This is a genomic window from Natronococcus sp. CG52 (assembly GCF_023913515.1).
GTDB lineage: Archaea > Halobacteriota > Halobacteria > Halobacteriales > Natrialbaceae > Natronococcus > Natronococcus zhouii.
In genome coordinates, this window is sequence record NZ_CP099391.1 from 311457 (window position 1) to 333807 (window position 22351).

The 22351-nt window shown below is 54.3% G+C and carries 24 protein-coding genes, 1 tRNA gene and 1 pseudogene; 17 read left to right on the plus strand and 9 right to left on the minus strand.

What is annotated here, in order from left to right; translation table 11 throughout:
- The first annotated feature begins 47 nt into the window (after positions 1-47).
- The 5 genes from NED97_RS01570 to NED97_RS01585 all read left to right on the plus strand — a co-directional run bounded on the left by NED97_RS01570 (position 48) and on the right by NED97_RS01585 (position 1917).
- Complete coding sequence (locus tag NED97_RS01570) at positions 48-629, plus strand: MogA/MoaB family molybdenum cofactor biosynthesis protein (RefSeq protein WP_252488985.1); 582 nt, start codon at positions 48-50, stop codon at positions 627-629.
- Between the two features lie 127 nt (positions 630-756).
- Positions 757-885 (plus strand): hypothetical protein, encoded by a 129-nt coding sequence (locus NED97_RS23060; RefSeq protein ID WP_256493405.1) that lies wholly within the window; start codon positions 757-759, stop codon positions 883-885.
- A 73-nt stretch (positions 886-958) separates the two neighbouring features.
- Positions 959-1033 (plus strand) — tRNA-Ile (locus tag NED97_RS01575).
- A gap of 227 nt (positions 1034-1260) precedes the next feature.
- A complete protein-coding gene (locus tag NED97_RS01580) occupies positions 1261-1491 on the plus strand; it encodes a hypothetical protein (RefSeq protein ID WP_252488986.1) in 231 nt (76 codons plus the stop codon).
- A 9-nt stretch (positions 1492-1500) separates the two neighbouring features.
- Complete coding sequence (locus NED97_RS01585; protein WP_252488987.1) at positions 1501-1917, plus strand: PIN domain-containing protein; 417 nt, start codon at positions 1501-1503, stop codon at positions 1915-1917.
- Positions 1918-2207: 290 nt separating this feature from the next.
- On the opposite strand, the gene NED97_RS01590 is transcribed toward NED97_RS01585, so the two are convergent.
- The gene (locus NED97_RS01590) at positions 2208-2996 is read right to left on the minus strand and encodes an NAD(P)-binding domain-containing protein (RefSeq protein WP_252488988.1); all 789 of its coding nucleotides are present in this window, start codon (positions 2994-2996) and stop codon (positions 2208-2210) included.
- Positions 2997-3215: 219 nt separating this feature from the next.
- Between NED97_RS01590 and NED97_RS01595 the strand changes: the two genes are divergently transcribed.
- Positions 3216-3575: a winged helix-turn-helix transcriptional regulator gene (locus NED97_RS01595; protein ID WP_252488989.1), complete on the plus strand. Its 360-nt coding sequence runs from the start codon at positions 3216-3218 to the stop codon at positions 3573-3575.
- A gap of 161 nt (positions 3576-3736) precedes the next feature.
- On the opposite strand, the gene NED97_RS01600 is transcribed toward NED97_RS01595, so the two are convergent.
- On the minus strand, positions 3737-4426 hold the full coding sequence (locus NED97_RS01600; protein ID WP_252488990.1) for a helix-turn-helix domain-containing protein: 690 nt from the start codon (positions 4424-4426) through the stop codon (positions 3737-3739).
- Between the two features lie 166 nt (positions 4427-4592).
- Here NED97_RS01600 and NED97_RS01605 point away from each other — a divergent pair, with 166 nt between their 5' ends.
- Together NED97_RS01605 and NED97_RS01610 are read left to right on the plus strand one after the other, a co-directional pair.
- Positions 4593-5177 carry a PaaI family thioesterase gene (locus NED97_RS01605; RefSeq protein WP_252488991.1) on the plus strand — a complete coding sequence of 195 codons (585 nt, stop codon included), beginning with the start codon at positions 4593-4595 and terminating at the stop codon, positions 5175-5177.
- Positions 5174-6496, plus strand: coding sequence for an MFS transporter (locus NED97_RS01610; protein ID WP_252488992.1), 1323 nt, complete (start codon positions 5174-5176; stop codon positions 6494-6496). Before NED97_RS01605 ends, NED97_RS01610 begins: the two co-directional genes overlap by 4 nt.
- 147 nt (positions 6497-6643) lie before the next feature.
- On the opposite strand, the gene NED97_RS01615 is transcribed toward NED97_RS01610, so the two are convergent.
- Both NED97_RS01615 and NED97_RS01620 read right to left on the minus strand, forming a co-directional pair.
- Positions 6644-7588, minus strand: coding sequence for an LLM class flavin-dependent oxidoreductase (locus NED97_RS01615; RefSeq protein WP_252488993.1), 945 nt, complete (start codon positions 7586-7588; stop codon positions 6644-6646).
- A 420-nt stretch (positions 7589-8008) separates the two neighbouring features.
- A complete protein-coding gene (locus tag NED97_RS01620; RefSeq protein ID WP_252488994.1) occupies positions 8009-9022 on the minus strand; it encodes a tyrosine-type recombinase/integrase in 1014 nt (337 codons plus the stop codon).
- A 420-nt stretch (positions 9023-9442) separates the two neighbouring features.
- Here NED97_RS01620 and NED97_RS01625 point away from each other — a divergent pair, with 420 nt between their 5' ends.
- The 3 genes from NED97_RS01625 to NED97_RS01635 all read left to right on the plus strand — a co-directional run bounded on the left by NED97_RS01625 (position 9443) and on the right by NED97_RS01635 (position 12262).
- Complete coding sequence (locus NED97_RS01625) at positions 9443-10567, plus strand: FAD-dependent oxidoreductase (RefSeq protein ID WP_252490559.1); 1125 nt, start codon at positions 9443-9445, stop codon at positions 10565-10567.
- 117 nt (positions 10568-10684) lie between these two features.
- Positions 10685-11287 carry a helix-turn-helix domain-containing protein gene (locus NED97_RS01630; RefSeq protein ID WP_252488995.1) on the plus strand — a complete coding sequence of 201 codons (603 nt, stop codon included), beginning with the start codon at positions 10685-10687 and terminating at the stop codon, positions 11285-11287.
- Between the two features lie 192 nt (positions 11288-11479).
- Positions 11480-12262, plus strand: coding sequence for a DUF3267 domain-containing protein (locus NED97_RS01635; RefSeq protein ID WP_252488996.1), 783 nt, complete (start codon positions 11480-11482; stop codon positions 12260-12262).
- A 101-nt stretch (positions 12263-12363) separates the two neighbouring features.
- On the opposite strand, the gene NED97_RS01640 is transcribed toward NED97_RS01635, so the two are convergent.
- Entirely contained in the window at positions 12364-12756 is a 393-nt protein-coding gene (locus NED97_RS01640) for a hypothetical protein (RefSeq protein ID WP_252488997.1), read from the minus strand.
- Between the two features lie 292 nt (positions 12757-13048).
- Here NED97_RS01640 and NED97_RS01645 point away from each other — a divergent pair, with 292 nt between their 5' ends.
- On the plus strand, positions 13049-13495 hold the full coding sequence (locus NED97_RS01645) for an SRPBCC family protein (RefSeq protein WP_252488998.1): 447 nt from the start codon (positions 13049-13051) through the stop codon (positions 13493-13495).
- A 222-nt stretch (positions 13496-13717) separates the two neighbouring features.
- On the opposite strand, the gene NED97_RS01650 is transcribed toward NED97_RS01645, so the two are convergent.
- Both NED97_RS01650 and NED97_RS01655 read right to left on the minus strand, forming a co-directional pair.
- Positions 13718-14482, minus strand: a complete 765-nt coding sequence (locus NED97_RS01650; protein WP_252488999.1) for a CPBP family intramembrane glutamic endopeptidase — start codon at positions 14480-14482, stop codon at positions 13718-13720.
- Positions 14483-15145: an SdpI family protein gene (locus NED97_RS01655; protein WP_252489000.1), complete on the minus strand. Its 663-nt coding sequence runs from the start codon at positions 15143-15145 to the stop codon at positions 14483-14485.
- A gap of 188 nt (positions 15146-15333) precedes the next feature.
- Between NED97_RS01655 and NED97_RS01660 the strand changes: the two genes are divergently transcribed.
- From NED97_RS01660 to NED97_RS01675, 4 genes are all read left to right on the plus strand, one after another.
- Positions 15334-16287, plus strand: coding sequence for an ABC transporter permease (locus NED97_RS01660; RefSeq protein ID WP_252489001.1), 954 nt, complete (start codon positions 15334-15336; stop codon positions 16285-16287).
- Positions 16288-16391: 104 nt separating this feature from the next.
- Positions 16392-17195: an ATP-binding cassette domain-containing protein gene (locus NED97_RS01665; RefSeq protein ID WP_252490560.1), complete on the plus strand. Its 804-nt coding sequence runs from the start codon at positions 16392-16394 to the stop codon at positions 17193-17195.
- 120 nt (positions 17196-17315) lie between these two features.
- The gene (locus NED97_RS01670; RefSeq protein WP_252489002.1) at positions 17316-18866 is read left to right on the plus strand and encodes a multicopper oxidase family protein; all 1551 of its coding nucleotides are present in this window, start codon (positions 17316-17318) and stop codon (positions 18864-18866) included.
- A gap of 1 nt (position 18867) precedes the next feature.
- Positions 18868-19296, plus strand: coding sequence for a hypothetical protein (locus NED97_RS01675; RefSeq protein ID WP_252489003.1), 429 nt, complete (start codon positions 18868-18870; stop codon positions 19294-19296).
- A gap of 89 nt (positions 19297-19385) precedes the next feature.
- Here the strand turns inward: NED97_RS01675 and NED97_RS01680 are convergent, their stop codons facing one another.
- Both NED97_RS01680 and NED97_RS01685 read right to left on the minus strand, forming a co-directional pair.
- On the minus strand, positions 19386-19859 hold the full coding sequence (locus tag NED97_RS01680; RefSeq protein WP_252489004.1) for a DUF6653 family protein: 474 nt from the start codon (positions 19857-19859) through the stop codon (positions 19386-19388).
- 262 nt (positions 19860-20121) lie between these two features.
- A pseudogene (locus NED97_RS01685) lies at positions 20122-20259 on the minus strand (site-specific integrase); the annotation flags it as partial.
- A 191-nt stretch (positions 20260-20450) separates the two neighbouring features.
- Here NED97_RS01685 and NED97_RS01690 point away from each other — a divergent pair.
- Complete coding sequence (locus tag NED97_RS01690) at positions 20451-21563, plus strand: acyltransferase (RefSeq protein WP_345781220.1); 1113 nt, start codon at positions 20451-20453, stop codon at positions 21561-21563.
- Positions 21564-22351 lie beyond the last annotated feature (788 nt).

Here is a 22351-nt window from a genome sequence, read left to right on the forward strand (position 1 = left end):
GCGCATCCGGGGAAGCGCTTATCGCCCCCCAGTATGGAGATACGCACATGACTGCTGATAGAGCGGATCGACGGAGCACGGACGACCACGGCCACGACGTTATCGACCCGCTGTACGTCGGGATCGTCACCGTCTCGAGTTCGCGCGCCGCGGAATCCAACCCGGACGATCCGGGCGGCGATACGATTCGGGACTGTTTCGAATCGGCGGGCCACGAGGTACAGGAGCGCGTACTGGTGCGCGACGACTACTCTTCGATCCGGACGGCAGTTCGCGGACTCGTCGCCCGCCAGGACATCGACGTCGTCTGTACGACGGGCGGGACCGGTGTCACGGCCGACGACGTCTCTCCCGAGGCAACCGCGTCACTGTTCGAGCGCGAACTGCCGGGCTTCGGCGAACTGTTCCGCTCGCTCTCGTGGGACGAGGTCGGCACCCGCGCGATGGCCTCGAGGGCGACAGCCGGGATCGCGGTCGATACGCCGGTGTTCTGCCTCCCGGGGAGTACGAGCGCCTGCCGGACCGCCTGCGAGGAGCTGATCGTTCCCGAAACGCCCCACCTCGCGGGGCTATCAACGCGTCACCGCGCCGGAACGATCGATCAGACGCTCGGGGATTACGACGAGTAGAGTGTCGCGATTCACCGCGGACATCGTCTCGGAATTCGTGTCGTTGTTATCTCGAGCTCGTCCGTTGTTAGCCGTCAGAACGCCTGAAACAGGATTTATCGACCTAGCTGACCTGGTTCTAAATGCTATGTGTCACCACTTCGAACCCATCACCGAGCTCAGCGAGGAAGAGCGGACTGACGTGCTCGAGTCTCACTCCCGGGAGGAACTCGAGGAGGAACTGAGCGAAGACGAACTCGAGGCACTCGTCGCGTAGGCTCACCGGCTATTTTCTTCGGGCAAAACAGACAGCAAGCGTTAACTATTGTGGACGGGTTCGTCAAACTCGAGGGCCCTTAGCTCAGTCTGGTTAGAGCGCTCGGCTCATAACCGAGTGGTCGATGGTTCGAATCCGTCAGGGCCCATGACGCCCGTAAAACTGGCTCTGGGGCGTTGAATCGGCTAAATTTGGCATTTCACTCGTTTTCGGTTGAAGGGCTCATCCAGAATGTGAAGGGTTCTGAGCCAGTGGAATTTGGCACTTTGTAGCCTCTCGACTCGAACTCTGCCCCTATCTAGCGCGGTGAACTCGATGCGTTCAACATGGGATGCACCGAAAGACACAGTATTCTGTGTACCCATAGATTCCTGTATGCCCAGTATCACGGTCAACGTGGACGACGACCTCAAAGCGCGAATGGAAAAGCACCCGGAGATCAACTGGAGCGAGGTCACGCGACAGGCCATCCAGGAGAAGATCGAGGCGCTCGAAATGATGGACGAACTCACCAGCGAGAGCGAACTCTCCGAGCGCGACGTTCAGGAAATCGCCGATAGAATCAACGAACGTGGACGCAAGCGCGTCGAAGAAGAATCGGCGTAGACTCGACGAATGAAGCTGGTCATCGACGCCAACGTCGTCATCTCTGCACTCATCGCTGATTCGAAGACGCGGGAACTCATCGTCACGCTCGAACCGGATCTTTTAACGCCCGCGTTTGTCCACGACGAAGTCGAGAACTACGAAGACCTGATCGTGGAGAAGTCCGGAATGGAGCCGGACCGAGTGGCACAGTTCATTGACCTCCTGTTTCAGTACATTGAGGTCGTTCCTGCCGACGACTTCTATCCGGCTATCGAGAAGGCAGACGCAGCTATCGGAGACACCGACCCCGACGATGTGCTGTACCTCGCGTGTGCAATCGCCAGCAATGGGGCCATCTGGAGCGACGATTCTGACTTTGACAAACAGGACCTAGTCAATACGTACTCGACGAGTGACGTGATCAACTCGTTTGATACGCTTTAGCTCGGCGGATCAGACTCACAGTTCCACGCACGCACTCGCAGAAATGACTCATCGCTGATCGCCACTATACAGCGCACCAAATCGGTCAGTACAGGTGAACGCGTTACCGGAGTAGCCATCCACCTGTCCGATAGTTGTTAAAAATTGATGATATTATTGATTGATGAGTTGCTCCGATCCTTGCCAAAGATATTATGGTATTGACTATCCACTCATATTCAGTTCATTGGCCAGTTCGGCTCTGGTGAGTCCCATGACGGCATAGACTTCAACCGTAGAGCTTGTGAGTCTTAACTAAAGGGGAATGACTTAAGATATTGACTGATGAGTTGTTCGGTTCCCAGATGAAGATATTCTGAGAGAGACTCTTCACTCATGTCTAATTCATTAGCAAGTTCTTGGATTGTGACTTCCTGCGAGGGGCTGTAATAGCCGTTTTCATATGCAGCCACAGTCGCTTTGAGTGCCGCTAACCGTGTCCGTGCCTCACTCGCGGTCAGTGAGCCAGTATAGATCGGCGAACCCGGTTCTATGTGACGGCCCCCCTCAGTAAGTAGACCTGTATCCACAGGAGTGAATCCAATATCTTCGATAAGACTCGAAACTACCCTTTTCGCCTCATCATCATCCCCAGCGATAAATATCGCAAAACGATCATCCGGATCGGCCTCAAGCCGTTGTCCGTCTCGGAGATTTTCCCAATAAATAGAATTGAATGCCTTGACCACTCTTGAGTCTTCGAGATGATCCGCAATGAGGTCCGTATGTGTCTTCCCTTCGTCGACTAGTCCATCACGCCCCGGATAATAATTTGAGGCACTGATAACGATCTTATCACTGAGAGTGTCCGCAGGGAGGGATTTGTATGCATTGAACGGAATCGCCTCCACGACGACTTCGCCGAAATCGGCTGCTTCAGAGACGGTCCCCGCATGAGCGTTGCTTCCCAGATCGTCAACGAGATCGGTGAGTGTTTCTGGCCCCCGAGAATTGCTGATCATAACCTCGTGGCCTGCTTCAACGAAGTTCTGAGCGGCTGTACTCCCGACATTCCCTGCGCCAATCATTCCGATTTTCATCAATGGTCTCCCGTTCCAGCCTATGAGTGGGGGACGTGAAAAGCTACCAAGTTAGGAGTCTGGTTGCTACTACCGAGAGTGGAAGTGAGGGGATCAACTTATCAATCCATACCCGTCTCAATTGAAACCTGAAGTACGTGGCTCGCTCCTCCTGTAGTATCCTCAACTGAGGATACTCCTCTTCGGAACATCTATTACTACGAATTTCGTAGTGGTGCTATGAGCGAGGGCAAAGGAAGTCAAGGGTCAAAACGGGGTGAAGGGGTTGATGAGAGTACGCTCTTCTCACTTCTTGGGAAGGCACATACCTTAGCAATCCTCAATGAAATTGTCACTACAGACAAGCAGTCGATCCGTTTCGGCGAACTCCAAGATTCGCTCGAACTTTCGCCGAATACACTCTCTCGACGACTCGATGAACTTGTCGAAGTTGGATTTCTTGAACGTACACAGTACGACGAAATTCCTCCACGAGTAGAATACGTAGAAACAGAAATGGTAAACGATCTCACGCCAGTTTTTCGAGGACTAGAGATATGGATGGAACGGCACGGATCAGATCAACTTGAGTGTTCCTGAGAATCAGTAGTTCATAAAGCCGTTAGCTGAAGCCTGTTCGGAACTCAATGTAATAGAGTGAGACGTTGTGGTCAATACAGGAGATAGAGGAATCGATCGGTATGAAGATTTCATCTACCGATTCGTACAATTACAACACAGATCGACTCTGACCCCCAGGATTATACCTCGTCCGTATCGTGCGTGGCTCCACTAAATACCGTGTTCGTCAGCCACTCTTCCGCTCTGCGGAGCCGGTACCGAAGTGTCGATTTCGGAAGATCTAGTGCAGCAGCCACGTCACCCAGCGATGCCTCTCGCGGCGTTCCGTAGTACCCGCACTCAACAGCTACCTCGATGGCCTGGCGCTGGTCGTACGGGAGGTTCATCTGTGAGAGATCTTGCCTCGGCCAGGCCGACGGAGACCCGACCTGGCTCAGCGAGATATTAACGCCCTTCGGGAGCCCGTCCTGTAGCTGGTCGAAAATCTCACCGCCCTTCGTTTCACCCGGGAGTAGGACTCGCCATTCGTACACGTTCTCGCGCCGTCGTGCATCGAACAGCGCCCCGTTCCCGACGGTTTGGGTTGTGAAGAAGGGTATCGAGTGGCAGTATCTCCCGCCGGACGTATACGCGTAGATGAGCCGACTTCCATTTTCCTCTGCGACCACTTCGTACTCTCCCTCGATAGTGCAACCGGGGTGCTCACCGAGGCACTCGTTGCATACCGAGTGATCCGTCATCACCCGCTCTACTTCGTTGAGCGCGTCCTCCGGCCCGACGAACCGGTCAACGCGCCAGAGTCCCGCACTCGATCCGGCAATCCGGAGCGCACGGCCGACGAGCTCTGGATACGAGATGAACACGTCCATGAGCGAATCAGCGCCTCGTTCGTATCTGGCTGTGAAAACAAATTCGCGCATATACAGTATCTGCCTCGGCTTTACAAATCTCTTCGGGGCCTTTGTGGAGGGTTTGGCCCGATAGTTACGTATGCGCGAACATAGAATTACGTGTTTCTCCGCCCGACAGCGTAGCATGAACGATCCGGCGACCCGAAACCTGGAAGTAGAACTACCCATTGACGTGGCCGAGCAGTTGGAAGATAACGACGAAACAGTCGCGGAAACGCTCGCGGCTCTCGCTAGGGATCATGTACAGATGCAAGAATCCATCAAAGCCTATACGGACCGAAACGATGAGGGGGCAGGACCCGATTCGGACCCGCTGGAGACCAATCCACCGATCGCAGAGTTACTCGGATTTCAGTTAGAGGCGGCTGGAGACGGCGAAGCAGTCGTTACTCTCGAACCTGGACCGGAACACGCCAATCCGATGGGAACACTTCACGGTGGCGTTCTCTGTGACATCGGTGACTTGGCGATGGGGGCCGCCTACGCGAGTCGGCTCGACGACGATGAGTCGTTCACGACGCTCGAATTGGACGTCAAGTTCCGGCGGCCCGTCTGGGAGAAGCCGCTCACTGCGACGGGGCAAGTCATGGATGCAGGACGAACCGTAGGGCTGGTCACGTGTGATGTCACCGGACCGGACGGGGAACTTGTCGCTCATCTCCAGAGTGTCTGTCTGACGTTACGAGGCGAAGCCGCTGGGGGCCGATGAGCGAGGATTCAGATTCTGTCCATTCGGAGATACAAGCGACCCTCTCTGCGATGTGGACAGATCCATCCTACCGTCGGTGGTTGGGGTGGGCCGCCCTGTCTCTCGCGTTTCTCTCCGTTGGGCTCCACCGTACCTCGATGGGCGTGCTCGCGGAAGTCCTCGTAAGGACGTTCAAGACGACCGGTACTGAGTTGGGGCTCCTGCACTCGTCGTTCTTCTATCTCTATGCTGCGCTCCAACTTCCTGCGGGAATTATCACTGATTACGCCGGGTCACGAAAGACGGCAGTGTATGGCACACTTGTTATGAGTGTCGGGGCAATGGTGTTCGCTGTCAGTCCCACTTATGCCGTTGCACTCGCTGCGAGGGCGCTCATCGGACTTGGTGCGAGCGTGCTGTATCTGGCAGTACTCCGATTCTGTGCGAACTGGTTTCGAGCGAACGAATTTGCGACGTTGTCCGGGCTGACGCTCACCGTCGGTGCTCTGGGTGGAATACTCGCAACGACTCCGTTGGCGGTCGCCGTGAGTCAAATCGGATGGCGCGAATCAATATTTGGAATCGGAGTTACTGGGATTCTCACTGCGATACTTGTGTATACCGCGGTTCGTAATACCCCGATGGATGCCGGACTTTCCCAAATCGATGGCGTCCCGCCTGCCCCCACCCAGAGTATTGCCGACATCAAATCGAATCTCTTTCACGTCCTCCAGACGCCCGTGACCTGGCTCCTCGGACTGTTTCTATTCTGTGGAATCGGCGTGGATTTCACGATCTTCGGCCTCTGGGGAATCCCGTACCTCGTGCAGTCGTATGGTCTGACTGTTACCTCTGCATCATCATATGTTCTCGTTGCTGGGATCGGCTGGGTGTTCGGACCGATAGTCTTTGGAGTTGTCTCGGATCGGTTGGAAACGCGTATGCCGTTGGTTCTCGGTTCAGTCCTAGTCGTCACTCTCATTTGGGTGACGTTTGCTGTTTTCGGGACAGCAAACCTCCTCATAGTCGGGGCGCTGTTTTTGACCGTGCGGTTTATGGGCGGTAGTGGGGCGCTTACATTCACCGTTATCAAAGAGCGGTTCGATCCGGCCGCCGCTGGGACCGCCATTGGAGCGATAAACTCGATGGGCTGGTTCGGTGCGGCAGTCTTTCCGGTACTGTTTGGGACCATGCTCGATACATTCTGGACAGGGGAAACGATCAACGGAGCGCGTGTCTACACGGAGACTGGATACAGAATCGGATTTGCACTTGCGGCTGGTGCTGCAGTTCTCATGGTGGTGTGTGCATTCTGGGCCATACGGCGACTCGATAGCTAATCGACAATCCTCACGATATCTTGACCCGAGTATCGAACAGTAGACGAGTCGGAGCGCCGCACAACAAAACGACATCGCCGACTCTACAGACGACCGCGGGATGCGGATAAACGAGGCGAGAGATTGGACCGCTGCTGAATTGGAGTGCTACTGGAACTGCGGGGCGATCTCGTCCCCGATCATCTCGTTCGTGCGACGCAGATTCTCAGTCCCGATGCCGGGATGATACGTGCGGAGAATCATGTGAATATCATCACCCAAGACGTCCTCGTACTCATCAAGTTCTTCAGCGATTTCCTCGGGGGAGCCGACCATCGTATAGTCGCGGATTTCTTGTTTCCGCTCCTGTGAGAGACCATCGTTACCGAGACCGAACCACTCGTCGTATTTGCGCTGTACGTAGAATAGACTGTCCTGAATCGTTTCCCACGCCGCTTCCTCGGACTCGTCAACGTAGCAGTACCGTTGGATGTATACAGTGAAGTCGCCAGACTTCTTCTCCACGTCGCGGAGCCGCTCGATGTATCGCTTCCGTTTTGCGATATCGTCAAGCGAAGTCATCTCGGGGGCCGTCCAACCGTCGGCCATCTGCGCGGAACGGCGAACCGCATTTTTCGATAGACCTCCTATCGTGATCTCGGGGGCGATATCGGGCTTCGGTGTAATCATTGCATCCTCGGAGACATCTGCAAACAGCGGCTGGTAGTCAAGCGGACCATCGCTCCACGCGCGGCGCGCAATCTTGATAGCTTCCTCTGTCCGGTTCGCACGTTCCCGTTTTGGGATGCCGAAGTTTTTGAACTCAACGTCCCGATAGCCGTTTGCGACACCGAGCGTGAAGCGTCCGTTAGACAGCAGGCTAAGGGTCGCTGCATTCTCTGCCAATCGGACCGGATTGTGTAGTGGGGCGAGGATCATCGATGTACCGATTTGGATATCATCAGTGGCCGTTGCGAGGCCACCAAGCGTCGTGGACACCCCTGGTAGATAGGCGTCTTCTGCGAAGTGGTGCTCAGAAGCCCAAAGACTGTCCAGGCCGACTTCCTCAGCGTGTTTACCGAGCTCAATCATCTCATCGTAGATTTCGGTCATCGAACGATCATCGTCCGGTCGTCGTTGACCGCTAAACAATCCAGTTCCAATGCGCATACTCTACCATCATCTTCGGGAGCATTGATTCTGTTGAAGCCCTATTAGTCAATACTATCCTCGGTGAACCAGCCGTTAGGTAGTTCCTCTGTACTGACCGACCACTAACGCTCGCAGATCCTTCCTCAGTTTTGCATTCTAGCCCTGTGTCATTTTATTATTGTGCTAACTCGGAGCAGATATCTGCCCTAAATAAAACGATACCAGTGATACAGCAGTGAGGATTAGCAGCATCAGCACCGTTTGTACCGAGAGGCTGTTAGTAATGCCAAGCACGCCGACTGCAAATAGCGCCATACCAGTTAGCAGGATCACAAATTGGGAAAGTCGTAGGTTAGCCATTAATCGAATCAGCTCATGGACTTAATTTCCGGGAAGGTAGCGTCGTCTCTGCCGGAGTTTTTCGCGTTCTGATCGTTGGTCATAATGGCGATCCAGAACTGCCTCGCTACAATCCATTCGATCACTCACGACATTCTCGGGAACGTCAGATTTGAGAAGATGGGTGATCGCACCACGCCGGACTGGGTGAGGGCTCAATGAGGAAGGGCAGGCATGCGAGTGCTCGGTCGGTAACGCGTCACAATCATCCAAATCCCGTTCGTGAGGACAATTATCGGTGTAAACGCACGGGCGCGTATACTGGTAGACGATCGTCCGACCACGGGTTCGGCTTAGCCGATCGCGTTTTGTTGCAAACAGCGGCTCACGGTCATACTGATCAACGATTCCTGGATGATTGACCGATAGCCAGTCATCCAAAACCTCGCAGACTCGGTCACTCAATGCAACGAATCGTTCGCTCTTTCGTCCGTTCTTGAGGGAAGTTCCGTCTTCGGGTCGGTGAACAAGCGTGAGGAATTGTTCGTCGCTGTTGTAATCCTCCCTGTCGAGCCCGATCACAGCTCCAATACGAAGTCCCGTGTGCCATAGGATTTCTAGTAGAGCGTGTTCTAAGCGTGCGTAGTGATATTGGTCGAGGAATTCCAATACCTGCTGGGCACGGTCCGGATTCAACAATTCGGAGCGAGCATCATCCTCGGTTGTCGTCGAGAGGATAATCTTCTCATCGGTCCCTGGCTCTACTGCATCGATCGTAGAACAAAAGCGGAGGAACATTCTCAGGGTTGCCAACTGTCCCTTCATACTGGCGGTTGCCAGCCCATCCTCGTTTCGTCGTTTGACGCGAAAGCGGTGAATGTCTCGCCCGCCGAACTCATTGAGATTGTCGATACCGTCTTGTTCACACCACTGCACAAACTGCTTGAGACGGTACCTATGAGACTGGATCGTCGCGTCCGCGAGTTCGTGACTCCGTTCGTCGAGGTACATCTGCATTGCCTCAGCTGGTGCGAGTGGTTCGAGGTTGTCTGTCATGGTTCTCTCACTGAAGGCCGATGACAAGCGAGTTCTAAACGCCATTCTAGGCGCTTCTCGCGTCTACTAACAGCTGGCTGAGACCCCAGAACATTCTGGACGTTCCCCGTCAGGGCCCATGGCACCCGTAAAATCGGCTTTGAGGCACTGAAGCGGCTAAATTTGGCATTTCACTCATTTTCGGGCGAGGGGATCATCCAAAATTTGCGGGGTTCTGAGCCATCAATATTCGAAGGAATGACGCGTCCAGAGGTTTGGTCTACATGTTCATCTGAATCTTGAATCTGGATTAAGTGCTATTACCTATTGATGAACCGACAAAATAACCGTAGCGCTAAACAAACGGCTAGCAATCAATCAGAGGTCTCAGATCAAAAAGCACTACTCATCGGGTGTGGGGTCGCAGGACCAGTCCTTGCGATGTTTCTCCAACGGATTGGAGTCAAACCGGTTATTTTCGAAGGGAAACCCGAACCGCGAGACGATGCGGGTTTCTTCCTCAATCTGGCGGCGAACGGGACCGACGTACTCGAAACGCTTGGAATCGAAGAGCAGGTTCTTGAACATGGCCACCGATCGGAGAAACTGGTTTTTCAGAATCACGTAAACAAACGACTTGGTGAAAATCAGCAGGAAACCGTACTCATCAAGCGCGGGCACCTTACGAAGGCGCTCCGAGAAGAAGCGCTCGAACGTGGAATCACCATCGAGTTCGGAAAGCGACTCACTGACGTCGAGATCCCGCACGAAGACATGGCCATCGCATACTTTGACGATGGAACAGAAGCCCACGGGAATTTCCTCGTCGGTTGCGACGGCATCCACTCCCAGACCCGGAAGTCACTCTTCCCAGGCGCACCTGAACCGGAGTACACCGGTATCATCGATTCCGGTGCATTCACGCGAAACGAGTCGGTCCCTCCATCCGACGGAATCATGCGAATGACCTTCGGCGTGAACGGGTTTTTCGGCTACCAGAAAGTCCCGACGGGGGAAATCTATTGGTTCGAGAATCACGAACGGTCGCAGGCACCGAGGCGTAGGGAGCTGGACGAAATCTCTCGGAGCCAGTGGAAAGACAAGCTGCTCGGGCTACACGAGCGAGATCACGAGCCAATTACCGAGATCATTCGTTCGACTGATGGGGACATCCGCAAGTGGCCAGTATACGACCTTCCATCGCTTTCGACGTGGCACCAAGACACGGTCTGTCTGATCGGTGACGCTGCTCACGCGACGTCTCCACACGTGGGCCAAGGAGCGTCACTGGCGATGGAAGATGCAATTGTACTGGTAAAGTGTCTCCGAGACGTTGAGGGAGTGTCTGATGCCTTCACAGCGTTCGAAGAACTTCGGAGAGAACGAGTGGAAGCGATCGTCGAGATGTCTCGGGAGACGAGAAATCAGAAGGCACCATCGAACATGATAACTCGAAAATTTCGTGATCTCGTCCTTCCGTTTTTCCTCAAACAGGGAGTCGAACGCTTCGAGCAGATCTACTCATATCGAGTTGGGTGGGACGAACCGATTGAAGTAGTGGAATAAGGTTGAAACGTTCCGCCGCGAGGACGCCAACATGTTCACCCGCGCCCCCAATAGGTCACACCTCCAAAGGTGCGTATGCCACGAGTCCGTCTGAAAGTTGGACCAATGCCGGATATGATGACATTGGCCGAGGAGTTTCCAGACATTTCTCTCCGATTTTTAGCGAACTATCCGAAAAATGAGGACGTTTGTAGCGTACTGGAAGTTCGAACGGATGAAACAAAACGGTTCAAAGAAACGATGGAGTACTGGGACACGGAGACTGTAGAGATATTGCACAGTGACGACGAGACGGTGGTCGTCATGCTAGAAGGGGAACCACCCGAGGGGTATTTCGTTTCTGAAGACATCGGATATCATCCGACGTCTCCCGTCGTCGCTCGTGACGGCTACCTGTTCATCGAGTTCGTTATGCCAGAATCGAAGATGGGTGACTTGTGGCAGTCTCTGGATGAGCGAGACGTCAATTATGACGTATTGTCTATCACAGAAGGATACGATGTTGTTGATTCGCTCACAGCCCGCCAGCGCGAAATATTGACCGTTGCTATCGAACGAGGGTATTACGATAACCCGCGCAAATGTTCACTCACTGATCTTGCCAACGAACTCGACGTCAATAAATCGGTCATCAGCGGTGTCCTCCATCGGGCAGAAGGAGAGATCATCAAAGATGCTATCGGAGATCCACGAGATTCCGAGACAATAGCCCAACCATGAAACTCGGATTTTCGGTAGTTATTCTCAGGAAGTAGTCCGCGTTCCAGATTTAGCCGAAGTGATGAAATGAACAACTCTACGGATACAGCAATAGCCGCTACTGATCGGACACAATTACTGAAAGAATGGCATCTGACTCGTCGCGTAGCCGGTCACTGGCTACTGGTATCGACGGGAAGTTTCTTCGTCGTTATGATTGCGTTCGGTTGGATCTTTCACTATCTCACCGGACATCCTCCGGACGTAACCTTCTCTATCGAAAGTGGGCGAGATGGGCTACTAACATTCGGGACGTTCGCTGCATTATTGCTCGCGGCAGTCGTTCCTCACGAATTGATTCACGGTGCAGCAATGTCCAGGTATGGTGGCAGACCTCGATACGGGGCGGGTGTCGCCTATTTCGTCCTCCCGTACGCGTATGCGACGAGCGACGAAGCGTACACACGCAATCAACTGTTGGTTATTCTCCTCGCTCCACTCGTTCTCATCTCACTTGTGGGTCTGGTGATAATGGTGGTCGTTCCATCGAGTTGGTTGCTCGTCCCGCTCGCTGCAAACGCGGCTGGTTCCGTCGGTGACGTCTGGATGGCGATCTTGCTACTTGATTACTCGTCGAACGTTCGTATCGAGGAGACGGCCGACGGAGTCGGAATCGAAATCTACGGCTCCGAAACCGATCGGCGGACGTATTCGTACGCGTCGCTCATCTGGAATACGGCTATAGGCTCGGCCGTCGTGTTCGGAACACTTGCTGGTGCTAGTATCTTCGCGGTCTTCGGTGCGCTCATATTCGGGGTTGAGTCGCTTACAGTCGGTGACCCCGAGACGTGGTGGTACGTACTCGATTACCACCGCGACCCCAACGGAAGCGGTGCTAGCTTCGGAGTCGGGGTTCGATTAATCGGCGTTCTTAGCGTAGTTGGCGGCGGAAGCTATGCACTGCTAACCGTCGTTCGTGAACGCTATCCGAAATGAACCAGTTACCCAGTACCGGTCGAAAATCGCATCGTTACACGCCGCGTGACTGGGCGCTGCTAGTTCCTATTTAAGAGCACACTCCCGCTCTACGCATGCTTCTAATTGTCAAAAACCACCGGTTCTAGTTTCGCACCGAGAATCCCGGCGATGATAGTGAGCAGGAACCGAACTCCCATCGTCAGATCGAGTGCGCCGAAGGCGAGCCCGATTGCGGCGACGAGGAATCCGACGGCGAATCCGTGCGTAGTGGCGGCCTTCGAATCAACTTTGCTGGCGACCCACGCCGCAGCCGGTATCGTGAGCAGAATTGTCACCAGGGGGAATAGCTGTGTCCCGACTACCGCGTTGAATTGGTCCAACGATCCCTGGTCGGGTTCGCCACCAGTCCCGAACGCGAGGAGGAACGTATAGGCGATGATCGCCACGATCAACAGGCCTAGTGAGAGAACGTGGGGTACGGTGCCGCCGATTACGATCCGTCTCCACTGCATGTCTGATAATTCCGTCATCACCTAGAAGACGGTCGCGCTGACGGTTGAGAATTGACGACCACATGTTCACTTCGGGGCTGTGGGTCGTTACCGGACGCGGGATAGAGCTCCTCTAGGTAAACTGCTCCTCCGTACTCGCTCACTGTCGCTTACTTCTTGGGACTAGGACACCATCTCGACTGGTGCTGAATATAGCGGTTGTGCGCGTCGCAGCGATTCGGACGGTGCAAAATTGTACAACTGGCACACGGAGAGTACGTTTATCTGGAGAGGCAGCGACTGAAGAGCTAGAATGCTGTTAGAAGAGACGACGGGTATGAAGGCGTCGCCGAGAGAGGTCTACCACTTTTTTGAAAAGATGGAGGAGAATTACGAGCGGTGGCATCCCGATCACATTACGTTCCGATGGGTCAATGGAGGTGCTTTAGAGGAGGGTGGAAAAGCCTATTTTGAGGAAGAGATCGCGGGAAAGATGCAGAAGAAAACGGTTCGATTCACGCGGATCGAACCGGATCGACACATCGAATTCGAACCGACGTCACGTGTGATCAAGCTTCTCATGCCAACCATCAGCTTCACTATCTCGCCTCACTCTGACGGCTGTGAACTTACGCAACACATCAAGGTACGAACAGGGCCGATCGGCGCTCGAATCAATCGACGGGAGTTCGAAGCCGTTCGAAAGCATATGAAAGAGGAAGGCGAAAATCTAAAACGCATCTTAGAAAGTGACGAGTAACCACTACCCGAGAGAATCGTTACGTCGCAAGTAGACCATCCGTAGCAGAGCGTCTCGTTCAGCCTCCTGTTCCGGTTCTGCCGACTACGCGGTGTGTGTCTTGCGGAGATTCGCATACCAAGGCAGAAGTATGAGCACGCGGATACGAGAGACGCTCCTTCCACCAATTATTCAGCCGACTATCTCTCACCGTTGACTCTTGATCCAGAGATTCGAAGATGTCTACGTGAGAATCCCCGATGCCAGTAACGTGGCAATCATAATGGCACCGTTCACGACGTTGTGGGCGACGATCGGTGCGACCAGACTCTCCGTCTCGTAGTATGCGATCGCGTAGTAGATTCCGAGGACGAACGCGAGCGCGAGCTGTGGGATCTGAAGGTGATAAATTCCCAGTGGAAACACCGTGAACCCGACGTGGGCGACGGTGAAAATCACCGCCGCAATGAGTCCTGATAGTGGGAGCACGTGGCCGAATACGGTGAACGTTCGATCGAAATACTGGGTCAGATACGTTTGAATGAATCCCCGGAACAGGATTTCCTCGGAGAGGCCCGAAACGATCCCCATGAAGACCAGGATCCCGATCACGTTCACGACAGTGACTTCGTACCCGAATTCCGGCGGTGTATCAGTCAGCAAAGGGACGAGCAACTCACCGAAAAACAGGAATAGGACTAGAACCGGAAAGAATCCCCGAGTGAGCAGCCGCTTCGACTCGCCCAGATTCTTCGTGTTCAGGCCCCACGAACGCCAGTCACCGCCGCTGAGATACCAGATACAGCCGAGTGCGAAACACAGCTGTACGAAGTGGTGGTCGATTGCGACGACCCACTGGACCGTCCGCAGATCGCTATTGAGCGGCAGGAGCCCCCGGAATCGGACCACATCTGTGAGCCACTGGCTGATATAGTAGAGGGAAAGTATGACGGCGACGGCAAGCAGTTGTGGGCCCCACAGCCGGAGGCGTGGACGGGTCGTGGACATTCAGGTACCTTCGGTATCGACTTCCCGTTCGATCCGTTCGTAGAGGTAATAAGAGTACACAACTGTCACGACCGCGGTCAGGAACGCCGGAACGAGCAAGAAGTAGATCGCCCACTCACCGAACAAGAGCCCGACAAGCGCCAGGATCGCCGTAAATTTGAACAGCCGGCCGCCGAGTTCGTGTGTTCGATACCACACCTCGTCGCTACTGAGCGTCCACGGAGTTCGAATCCCGACGAACCAATTCCGTTTGGCTTTCGTCAGGACGACCCCAATGTAGTAGAATAGGAGCGCTACTCCCGCGAGCAGCAGGTGCACGAAGGGAAACTCGTACCCGAGGTTGAACGCGAGAATTCCGGCGTGAACAAGAAAGAGAAAGGCAGTGAGGACGACGACGAACCAGTCGTAATACCGGCGAAAGACAGCAATGTTCTCCTGGAGTGGATCGATCCGCGGAAGCACGGCGAATAGTCCGATGAGGACAGCCATGAGCGCAGGCGGAAGCCACAGCGCCTGTTCTTTCGGCATGGTACCGCTCGGCTCGCCGGCGGCGTCCCAGTTCGTAACGAGTTGTTCGGGTACCGAGTCCCCGACGAGATAACTCAAGAGTGCTGCGAGTACTGCAATTCCACCTGCTATTGCGAGCCTGTGCGCTGTCTTCATACGCCAGCGTTCTCACTACAGCGTATCAATGTTCACCACTTCTCGATTCACACGAGCCGGAGGACCACACTCCCAATGACGGTGATGTGACCAAAGACACGGAAGAATCTGCGAACGGTCCTTGGAGTCAGTCACCCGGATCCGCGCAGATGATCGTCTTTCCTATAGTAACAATTGAAACGATTCACATGCTGATCGCCGATTCATCTGGTGATCAGGTGTGCAATGACGTGCAGTGGCTACTATATTTGATCTTCAGAGCTGAGTTCTATGGCTACATGTTCACCACAATGGTGAGACTCATTGGTGAGCGACCTTCTCTTGTGTATCCCAATCCAACCACTGTACGATGGACGCACCAAGTCGGTGCATTCACGCAACGGTACCTTCGGAGTCTTTCCCGAAGCAAACTCATACTCGCTCTCGCAATCGCCTGGCCAGTAGCGTGGTACCTGCTAACGATGGAATTTTTCATTCCATCGGAAGAACAGGTCGGAGCTATCAAAGCAAACAACGCGATTTCGTTCGGTCTCTTTGGCGCGTTTACCGTCACCGTTGCGGTTTTTGCAGGAGCGTTCGCGGGAGATCTCGAATCCGGTCGCTTCCGCATGTTGCGATCGCTGCCGATCTCGCCAACAGCGGATCTGACGGGTCGATTTCTCGCCGGGCTGGCGATCGCGGTCCCGTCGTTTCTCGTGACGATCGGCGCGGGATACGTCCACGGCGCAACCTACAGCCCTCGCGGGCTCCTTTCGATTCCGGTCGCGTTTCTGACGCTCTTCGTGTTCTGTCTCATTGCGATGGCACTTTCGATGGGACTCGCAGTGCTCATCACGAAACCGGAGTATATCACGACGCTCGCGGTCGTCATCGTCATCATGTCGTTTTTCCTCACGGGGTTCAACGGCGTCCAGCCGGCGATGCTGGCCGAAAATCAAGCGCTCGTCAACTATGTCCCGAACGCACTCGCAGCCCGCGTTCAAATTTTCTATCTGACCGATGCTGATTTCGCTCACTGGGGGTTGACGCCGCCGGCGATGCCTGATGGAATCGAACATTTGGGACTGCTCGTCGGATACGGCCTCGTACTGCTCGTCGCGTCCGTCGTCGTTATGCAGCGGGTTGCCTATCGGAGGGAGTGAAAATGACAATACTCGAAGCCACAAACGTACACAAGCGATTCGGTGATGAACAAGTTCTTCGGGGCATCGATATGCTCGTCGAAGATGGCGAGATCGTCCTCTTGATGGGACCGAACGGCGTCGGAAAATCGGTCCTTATGTCCTGTCTCGCAGGGAGTTCTCGGATAACGGATGGAAGTATCACACTGTTCGACTCGTACGATCCCGTCGAAGCGCAGTCGATGATGAGCGTAATGAAACAAGGGGAGATGACCGACCCGGACCTCACCGGTCGAGAGAACGTCGAGTTCTACCGTCGCCTCCATCCGCGTGGGGCCGGTGACGTCGGACGAATACTCGAACGACTCGAAATGGAAGACGACGCCGATCGTCTCGTTCGGACGTACTCCGGCGGGATGAAACGAAAAATCGAAGTCGCAATCGCGCTCTCGGTGGACGTTCCGTTGTATCTCCTTGACGAACCCGTCGCGGAACTCGATCTATCGATGATTCGGGTGTTGCATGACATGATCCTCGAACGTCGGGAGGCCGGAGCTGCGTTCCTCATCACCAGCCACACGCCACTCGATGCGCAGATCGCCGATCGTATCGCTTTCGTTCAGAACGGACGCATCGTCAAAAGTAGCGCACCAGACGCGCTACTCGAAACACTTCCATCCGTCCTTCGGGTTCGCGGCGGCGTGCCACCCGAAGAGTTACTCGTTGGTGGACGTGCGTTCCATCGCGGCGATGAAGTTCGTGGGTTCCTCCCCGAGGGAACCTCGCTCGATGACGCGAAGAGTGCACTGGACGCGAGTTACGAGTACGCACTCGTTGAAATCGATCGACCATCCTATACAGATATGTTCAACTATTACACCTACCTCGAACCGTCGGCAGCAGAGGGCATTCCTCCCATCGTAAAGTAATAGTTGACTGCCACTCGCAGAGCCAAACTCCGCGAACCCACACCGGGTTCTGCTTTCTGGTCAAGAGCAACATGTTCACCAGCATCTTGAACGGAATCTGAATCCAGATCCGAGTATCGCATGGAATTCACCCGTAGACGGTTGACGAAGCTCGGATTGACGGCTGGGGCAGGAGTAGTATTCCCAGTCGGTGCACTCTCGCGTCCCGTTGCGCGCCTTCTTGAAGCGAGTCGAGTTGCAAGTCCTGAAATCGAACGATTCGAGGTATCACTTCCCGTGCCACCGACGGCGGAACCGGTCCGTACCGATGAAACGACCGACTATTATGAACTCACACAGCGGGAGGAAACGGTCGAAATTCTCCCCGGATACGAAACGACGATCTGGGGGTACGACGGGCTCTTTCCCGGTCCAACGATCGAAGCACAAAGCGGACGGGAGGTCGTGATCGAACAGCAAAACGAGTTACCCGTTCCGGTCGCCGTACATCTCCACGGCGGCGTCACACCTCCGAAGAGCGATGGATACCCGACAGACCTCCTCTTTCCCAAAGACCTCGATCAAGATGCGATCCCCAGTCATCACACTGCTGGCACCGTTGATGGGATTTCCCACGGATCCAAAGAGTACACGTATCCAAACGAACAGCGGGCGGCGACGCTCTGGTACCACGATCATCGGATGGATTTCACCGGACCACAGGTGTACAAGGGCTTGGCAGGCTTCTACATCATCCGCGACGAAATCGAAGCGGACCTTCCTCTCCCATCGGGCGAGAAAGAGATTCCACTCTTGATCTGTGACCGTACCTTCCGAGAGAACGGGGAACTGTATTACCCGTCACTCGACCCGTCGCTCCTCGGCGAACACGGGGTCCTGCCGGTTGCGAGCGACGGGTGGTACGGCGATACGATACTCGTCAATGGGGCACCGTGGCCGAAATTAGAAGTTTCGAACACGAAGTACCGTTTCCGAATGCTCAACGGATCGAACGCGCGGGTGTACGATCTCGAACTCGATCCGGAACCATCCGCTGGCAGTGCGTTCGTACAGATCGGAAGTGATGGTGGACTGCTCGAAACACCGCTCTCACACGAACGGCTTCGTATTTCACCGGCGGAGCGATTCGACGTCATCATTGATTTCTCGAACTATTCGACCGAGACAGAAGTGACTCTCACGAACCGGCGCGGATCGGGAAAAACAGCCGACGTCATGCAGTTCGTGGTGACGCACGAGGAATCCGATGAAAGTGAAATCCCCTCGACGCTCGCACCCCCATTGGAGTTCCCCGATCCAGACAACGCTGTTGAAACTCGCCGGTTCAACTTCCTCGCGGGAATGGAAGGGGGAATGTCTACGATCAACCTCCAATCGTTCGACCCGGAGCGAATCGACGCCAAGCCGAAACTCGATACGACCGAAATCTGGGAGCTCGATAGTGACCCCGCCCATCCTGCTCATCTCCATCTGGTTCATTTCAAAGTCCTCTCTCGAAATGGCGATCCACCCGGACCGTACGATAGAGGATGGAAAGACACGGTATTTTTAGATGGAGACACTGTCGAAGTCGTCGCTCGATTTGGACCGTACCGTGGGAAGTACGTCTTCCATTGTCACAACCTTGAGCACGAAGACATGATGATGATGGCAAATTTCGAGGTGGTCTGACGTGAGTTTGGATCCCCAGCCGGACTCGGAGAGAACACTGGTCGGCGCTCTCACCAGTGAGTCGGTTACTCGCCTGCAATATTTCACAGCTGGTCTTGCGTTCGTTGTGGAACTGCTCTATCTCTGGGTAGCGGCGGAGGCGCTGTTATTCTGGCCAGTACACGGGGCGTTTTTTGCAGCGCTTGCTATTGGACAGGGCCTACTGGCTGTCAACTTGTTATTCGATCCCGGTCGGTGGACGTTCAGACTGGGAGTTCTATTCAACGCTGGTCTTCTCGTGTTCTGGGTTCTCGTTCGTGCCATTGAGACTACGTTCCCAGTATGGATTATTTCTGTCCGAACCCCTGTTGATGGCGTTGAATACATCGTGATGGCACTAGTACTCTCACTACTACTGTCCTTAATATGGATGTGGAATAATTCGAACTAACCGCAGTAAAGCCACGCCGAGAGGATACCGCGTTACGTACAGGTGACGCACGCATCGTTCTGGACGGAGGATCAATATGGGATATATTCTTACTGCGAATCGACTTCTTCGTAGTACTCGATAATCTCCTTCAAACACCACTGGTTGAGTCCTTGTGATGCGAGCGTGAAAACCAACGTTGAGACAGGCTTGCGTTTGTACGCCGCGTAGAGACCATAGAGCCCGATTGGGATACTCACGGTGTTTAGGATCTGTGGGTAGCCGAGACCGATGAGGCGGTGCCCGTCATTAGTCCAGCGTTCTTCATCACGTACGACCTTGTACATCCAGTCATCCAACTCTTCACTTGGTTCGCGGAATAGCACCGGATTGATGATTAAGAATAGGAGAATGAGCCCCAACAACTTCCATTGCCGATGGTAGAGTGCGCCCACGGCCACGAACCCTGCTGCCATTCGACTCCACCCGCTCTTCGGATTGGAGTGTCTGGCCCACATATTCTCTATCTCCGTCAACTCTTTGAGCATATCAACTATCTCGAAAGTGAGACGTTCCACTGTCACATTAACATTCCGCCACAGCGTTGAGTAGGCATTTGAACATACGGATAGTTCTGATCACTTGCAGTATTAGGATGTAGAAATTTGACCCAAATAAAACGACACCAATGACACGGTAGTGAGGATCAGCAGCATCAATACCGTCTGTATCGAGAGGTTGCTGGTAAGGCCAAGCACGCCAACTGCAAATAGCGCCATCCCGATCAGCAAGGTCGCAAATTGGTGAAGTCGGAGAGTAGGCATTGAATCGACTCAGTCCATAGACTCAATTTCCGGGAAGGTAGCGTCGTCGCTGCCGAAGTTTTTCGCGTTCTGATCGCTGGTCATAGTGGCGGTCAAGAACCGCCTCGCTGGCATCCATCCGATCGCTGACTACGTTTTCAGGGATATCAGCTTTCAGAAATGAGTGATCGGTGACGACTCACGGGGTGGAACGGATGATACACGGAACGCTATATCCTCCATCGAACAGCCTGTAAACGAGAGAGACAATTCGGACAGATTTGCGGTATAATTGGCTGATACTACTGTCCAACGGAGAATCGCTCAGCGAAGACAAAAGAACCATAATCGGGAACTGATTCTGTCCGAATAATGTCCGGACGCATTTACAGTATAGATTCTATGCGAATAATTGCGATGGTGTTCGTTGTCACAATCCATACAGACCTATTCAGGGGAGTCGGCGCGTATGGAAACGCGATCAATTTTGTGATAGACTCTTCGGCGCGGTTTGCGGTCCCGTTCTTTTTCATGACCGCAGGTTATTTTTTCGCCCTCAAAACCGCTCGTCGTGATCCGATCGCTTATTTCACCAGCCGAGCGGCCACTATCTCTTCGATCTACGTGTTCGGACTCTTGCTCACTACTCCCGTGTTCCTCGCAGGAGCCGCTGTACGCGAAGGTACTGGAGAGCGAGACGTTAGGAGTGTCATCATTCAGAGACTGTTCGAATTCGGTTCTCCGCTCGAACTAATTTACTATGGGAGCTCGGTATCGGAGATACTGTGGTTTCTTCCAGCACTACTTTTCTCACTTGCTCTCATTTGTCTCTTCGCCAGAACAAATATGGCAGCGTGGATGTTGCCCGTCTCGCTCGCATTCCACATTATTGGTCTCTTGGGGACGAGCTACACGATGTTCGTGGATATTCCGTTCGAGGTCAGAGACACGCTGTTCTTCGGGTTCTTTTACACTAGTCTCGGCTACTGGATCTACTCGCAGGAATGGCAGCCAAATGCCGATCGAAGCACGCTCTACCTCGGTGCAACCGTACTGTTCGGAGCGTTCCATATCGCCGAACGATACGTACTGGGATACGTTTTAACAGGGGAGTCAGTTACTCAGAGCGTCTATACGTCGAGCTACACGATCGCAACTGCCCTGGTCGCTGTCTCGTTGTTCCTCTTCCTCCTTTCACGGCCGAATCTCGGAAAGGCTACTCCGTTGCCGTCGTGGGGGAAATACGCCGTCGGTGTTTATGTCGCACACCCCTCAGTTCTGTTCATTCTGGAGCGGATGGGCGAGGTCCTGAGTGCGATGGGACACGAGATGAGGCACACGCTTCTGTGGCATCTCGCTCTGACTCCTACGACCTTCTTCGGTGCGTTACTCGTCTATCTCTCGGCTCACAGAGTAGGAGCCATTGAAATAGGTGGGACCCACCTGCCAAAATTAAGATCGATTCGAAATCACAATCAGAAGTGAATTGTCTGTCACGCCCGCCTAGATTCTTTCACCCGCTCTGGGCATCGACGTCGCGTTTTTGAGGAAATCCATCCGTGATTTCGTGGGTTTCCAGCTCGTCTCGGGTCAGCCCGGTCAGTCGGATACGCCTGGACGAGAATGACGAGCGGTGGAACGGTATCAGCGGTCCCGTCGCCGGAGTCCTCCGGGACTGCACCGACGGACCGCGAGAGAACGTGACCGACGATCACCACCGGTCGCTATTGCTGCCGACGAGATCGGGCCGACCCTCCGTCTCGACGATTCGAGATACGATGGAAGGGATTACCCGTCCGTGCTGGCGCGGCGCCGAGTGTCCGCGCGATCGCGGCCCCGCCGAGCGCGATGCCACTACCTACACGCGGGCGAGCAAGTGCCCGTCATCGAGATCACCCCACGACGTTCGGAGCGGTCGGGTGACGGCCTGCCGCCGCGAGGACGTCCCGCGTCGAGTCGTCGGTGATCGGCTCGATGCGAGCGATGACGTCTTCGACCGCCACTACGACCGACGAAACGTCCGCGAAAAGGCAGAACAGCGACGCGATTACCTTTCGGACCTATAACTATGAGTCACGACAATTCGAAGACTGCAACGAGCCGAACTCCATTCCCCTCAGAGCCGTCCAGAAACCTTCCGAACCGTCTCCGAATCGTCCGTGTTCCGATGGCGATCGCACGAACGCTACGCTCCGAACCAGAGCAGCCTATAGAAGCAAACGAACCGTACGGATGCGCTATCCGATCAGACTCCACGGTATTCGGGTGGCGAA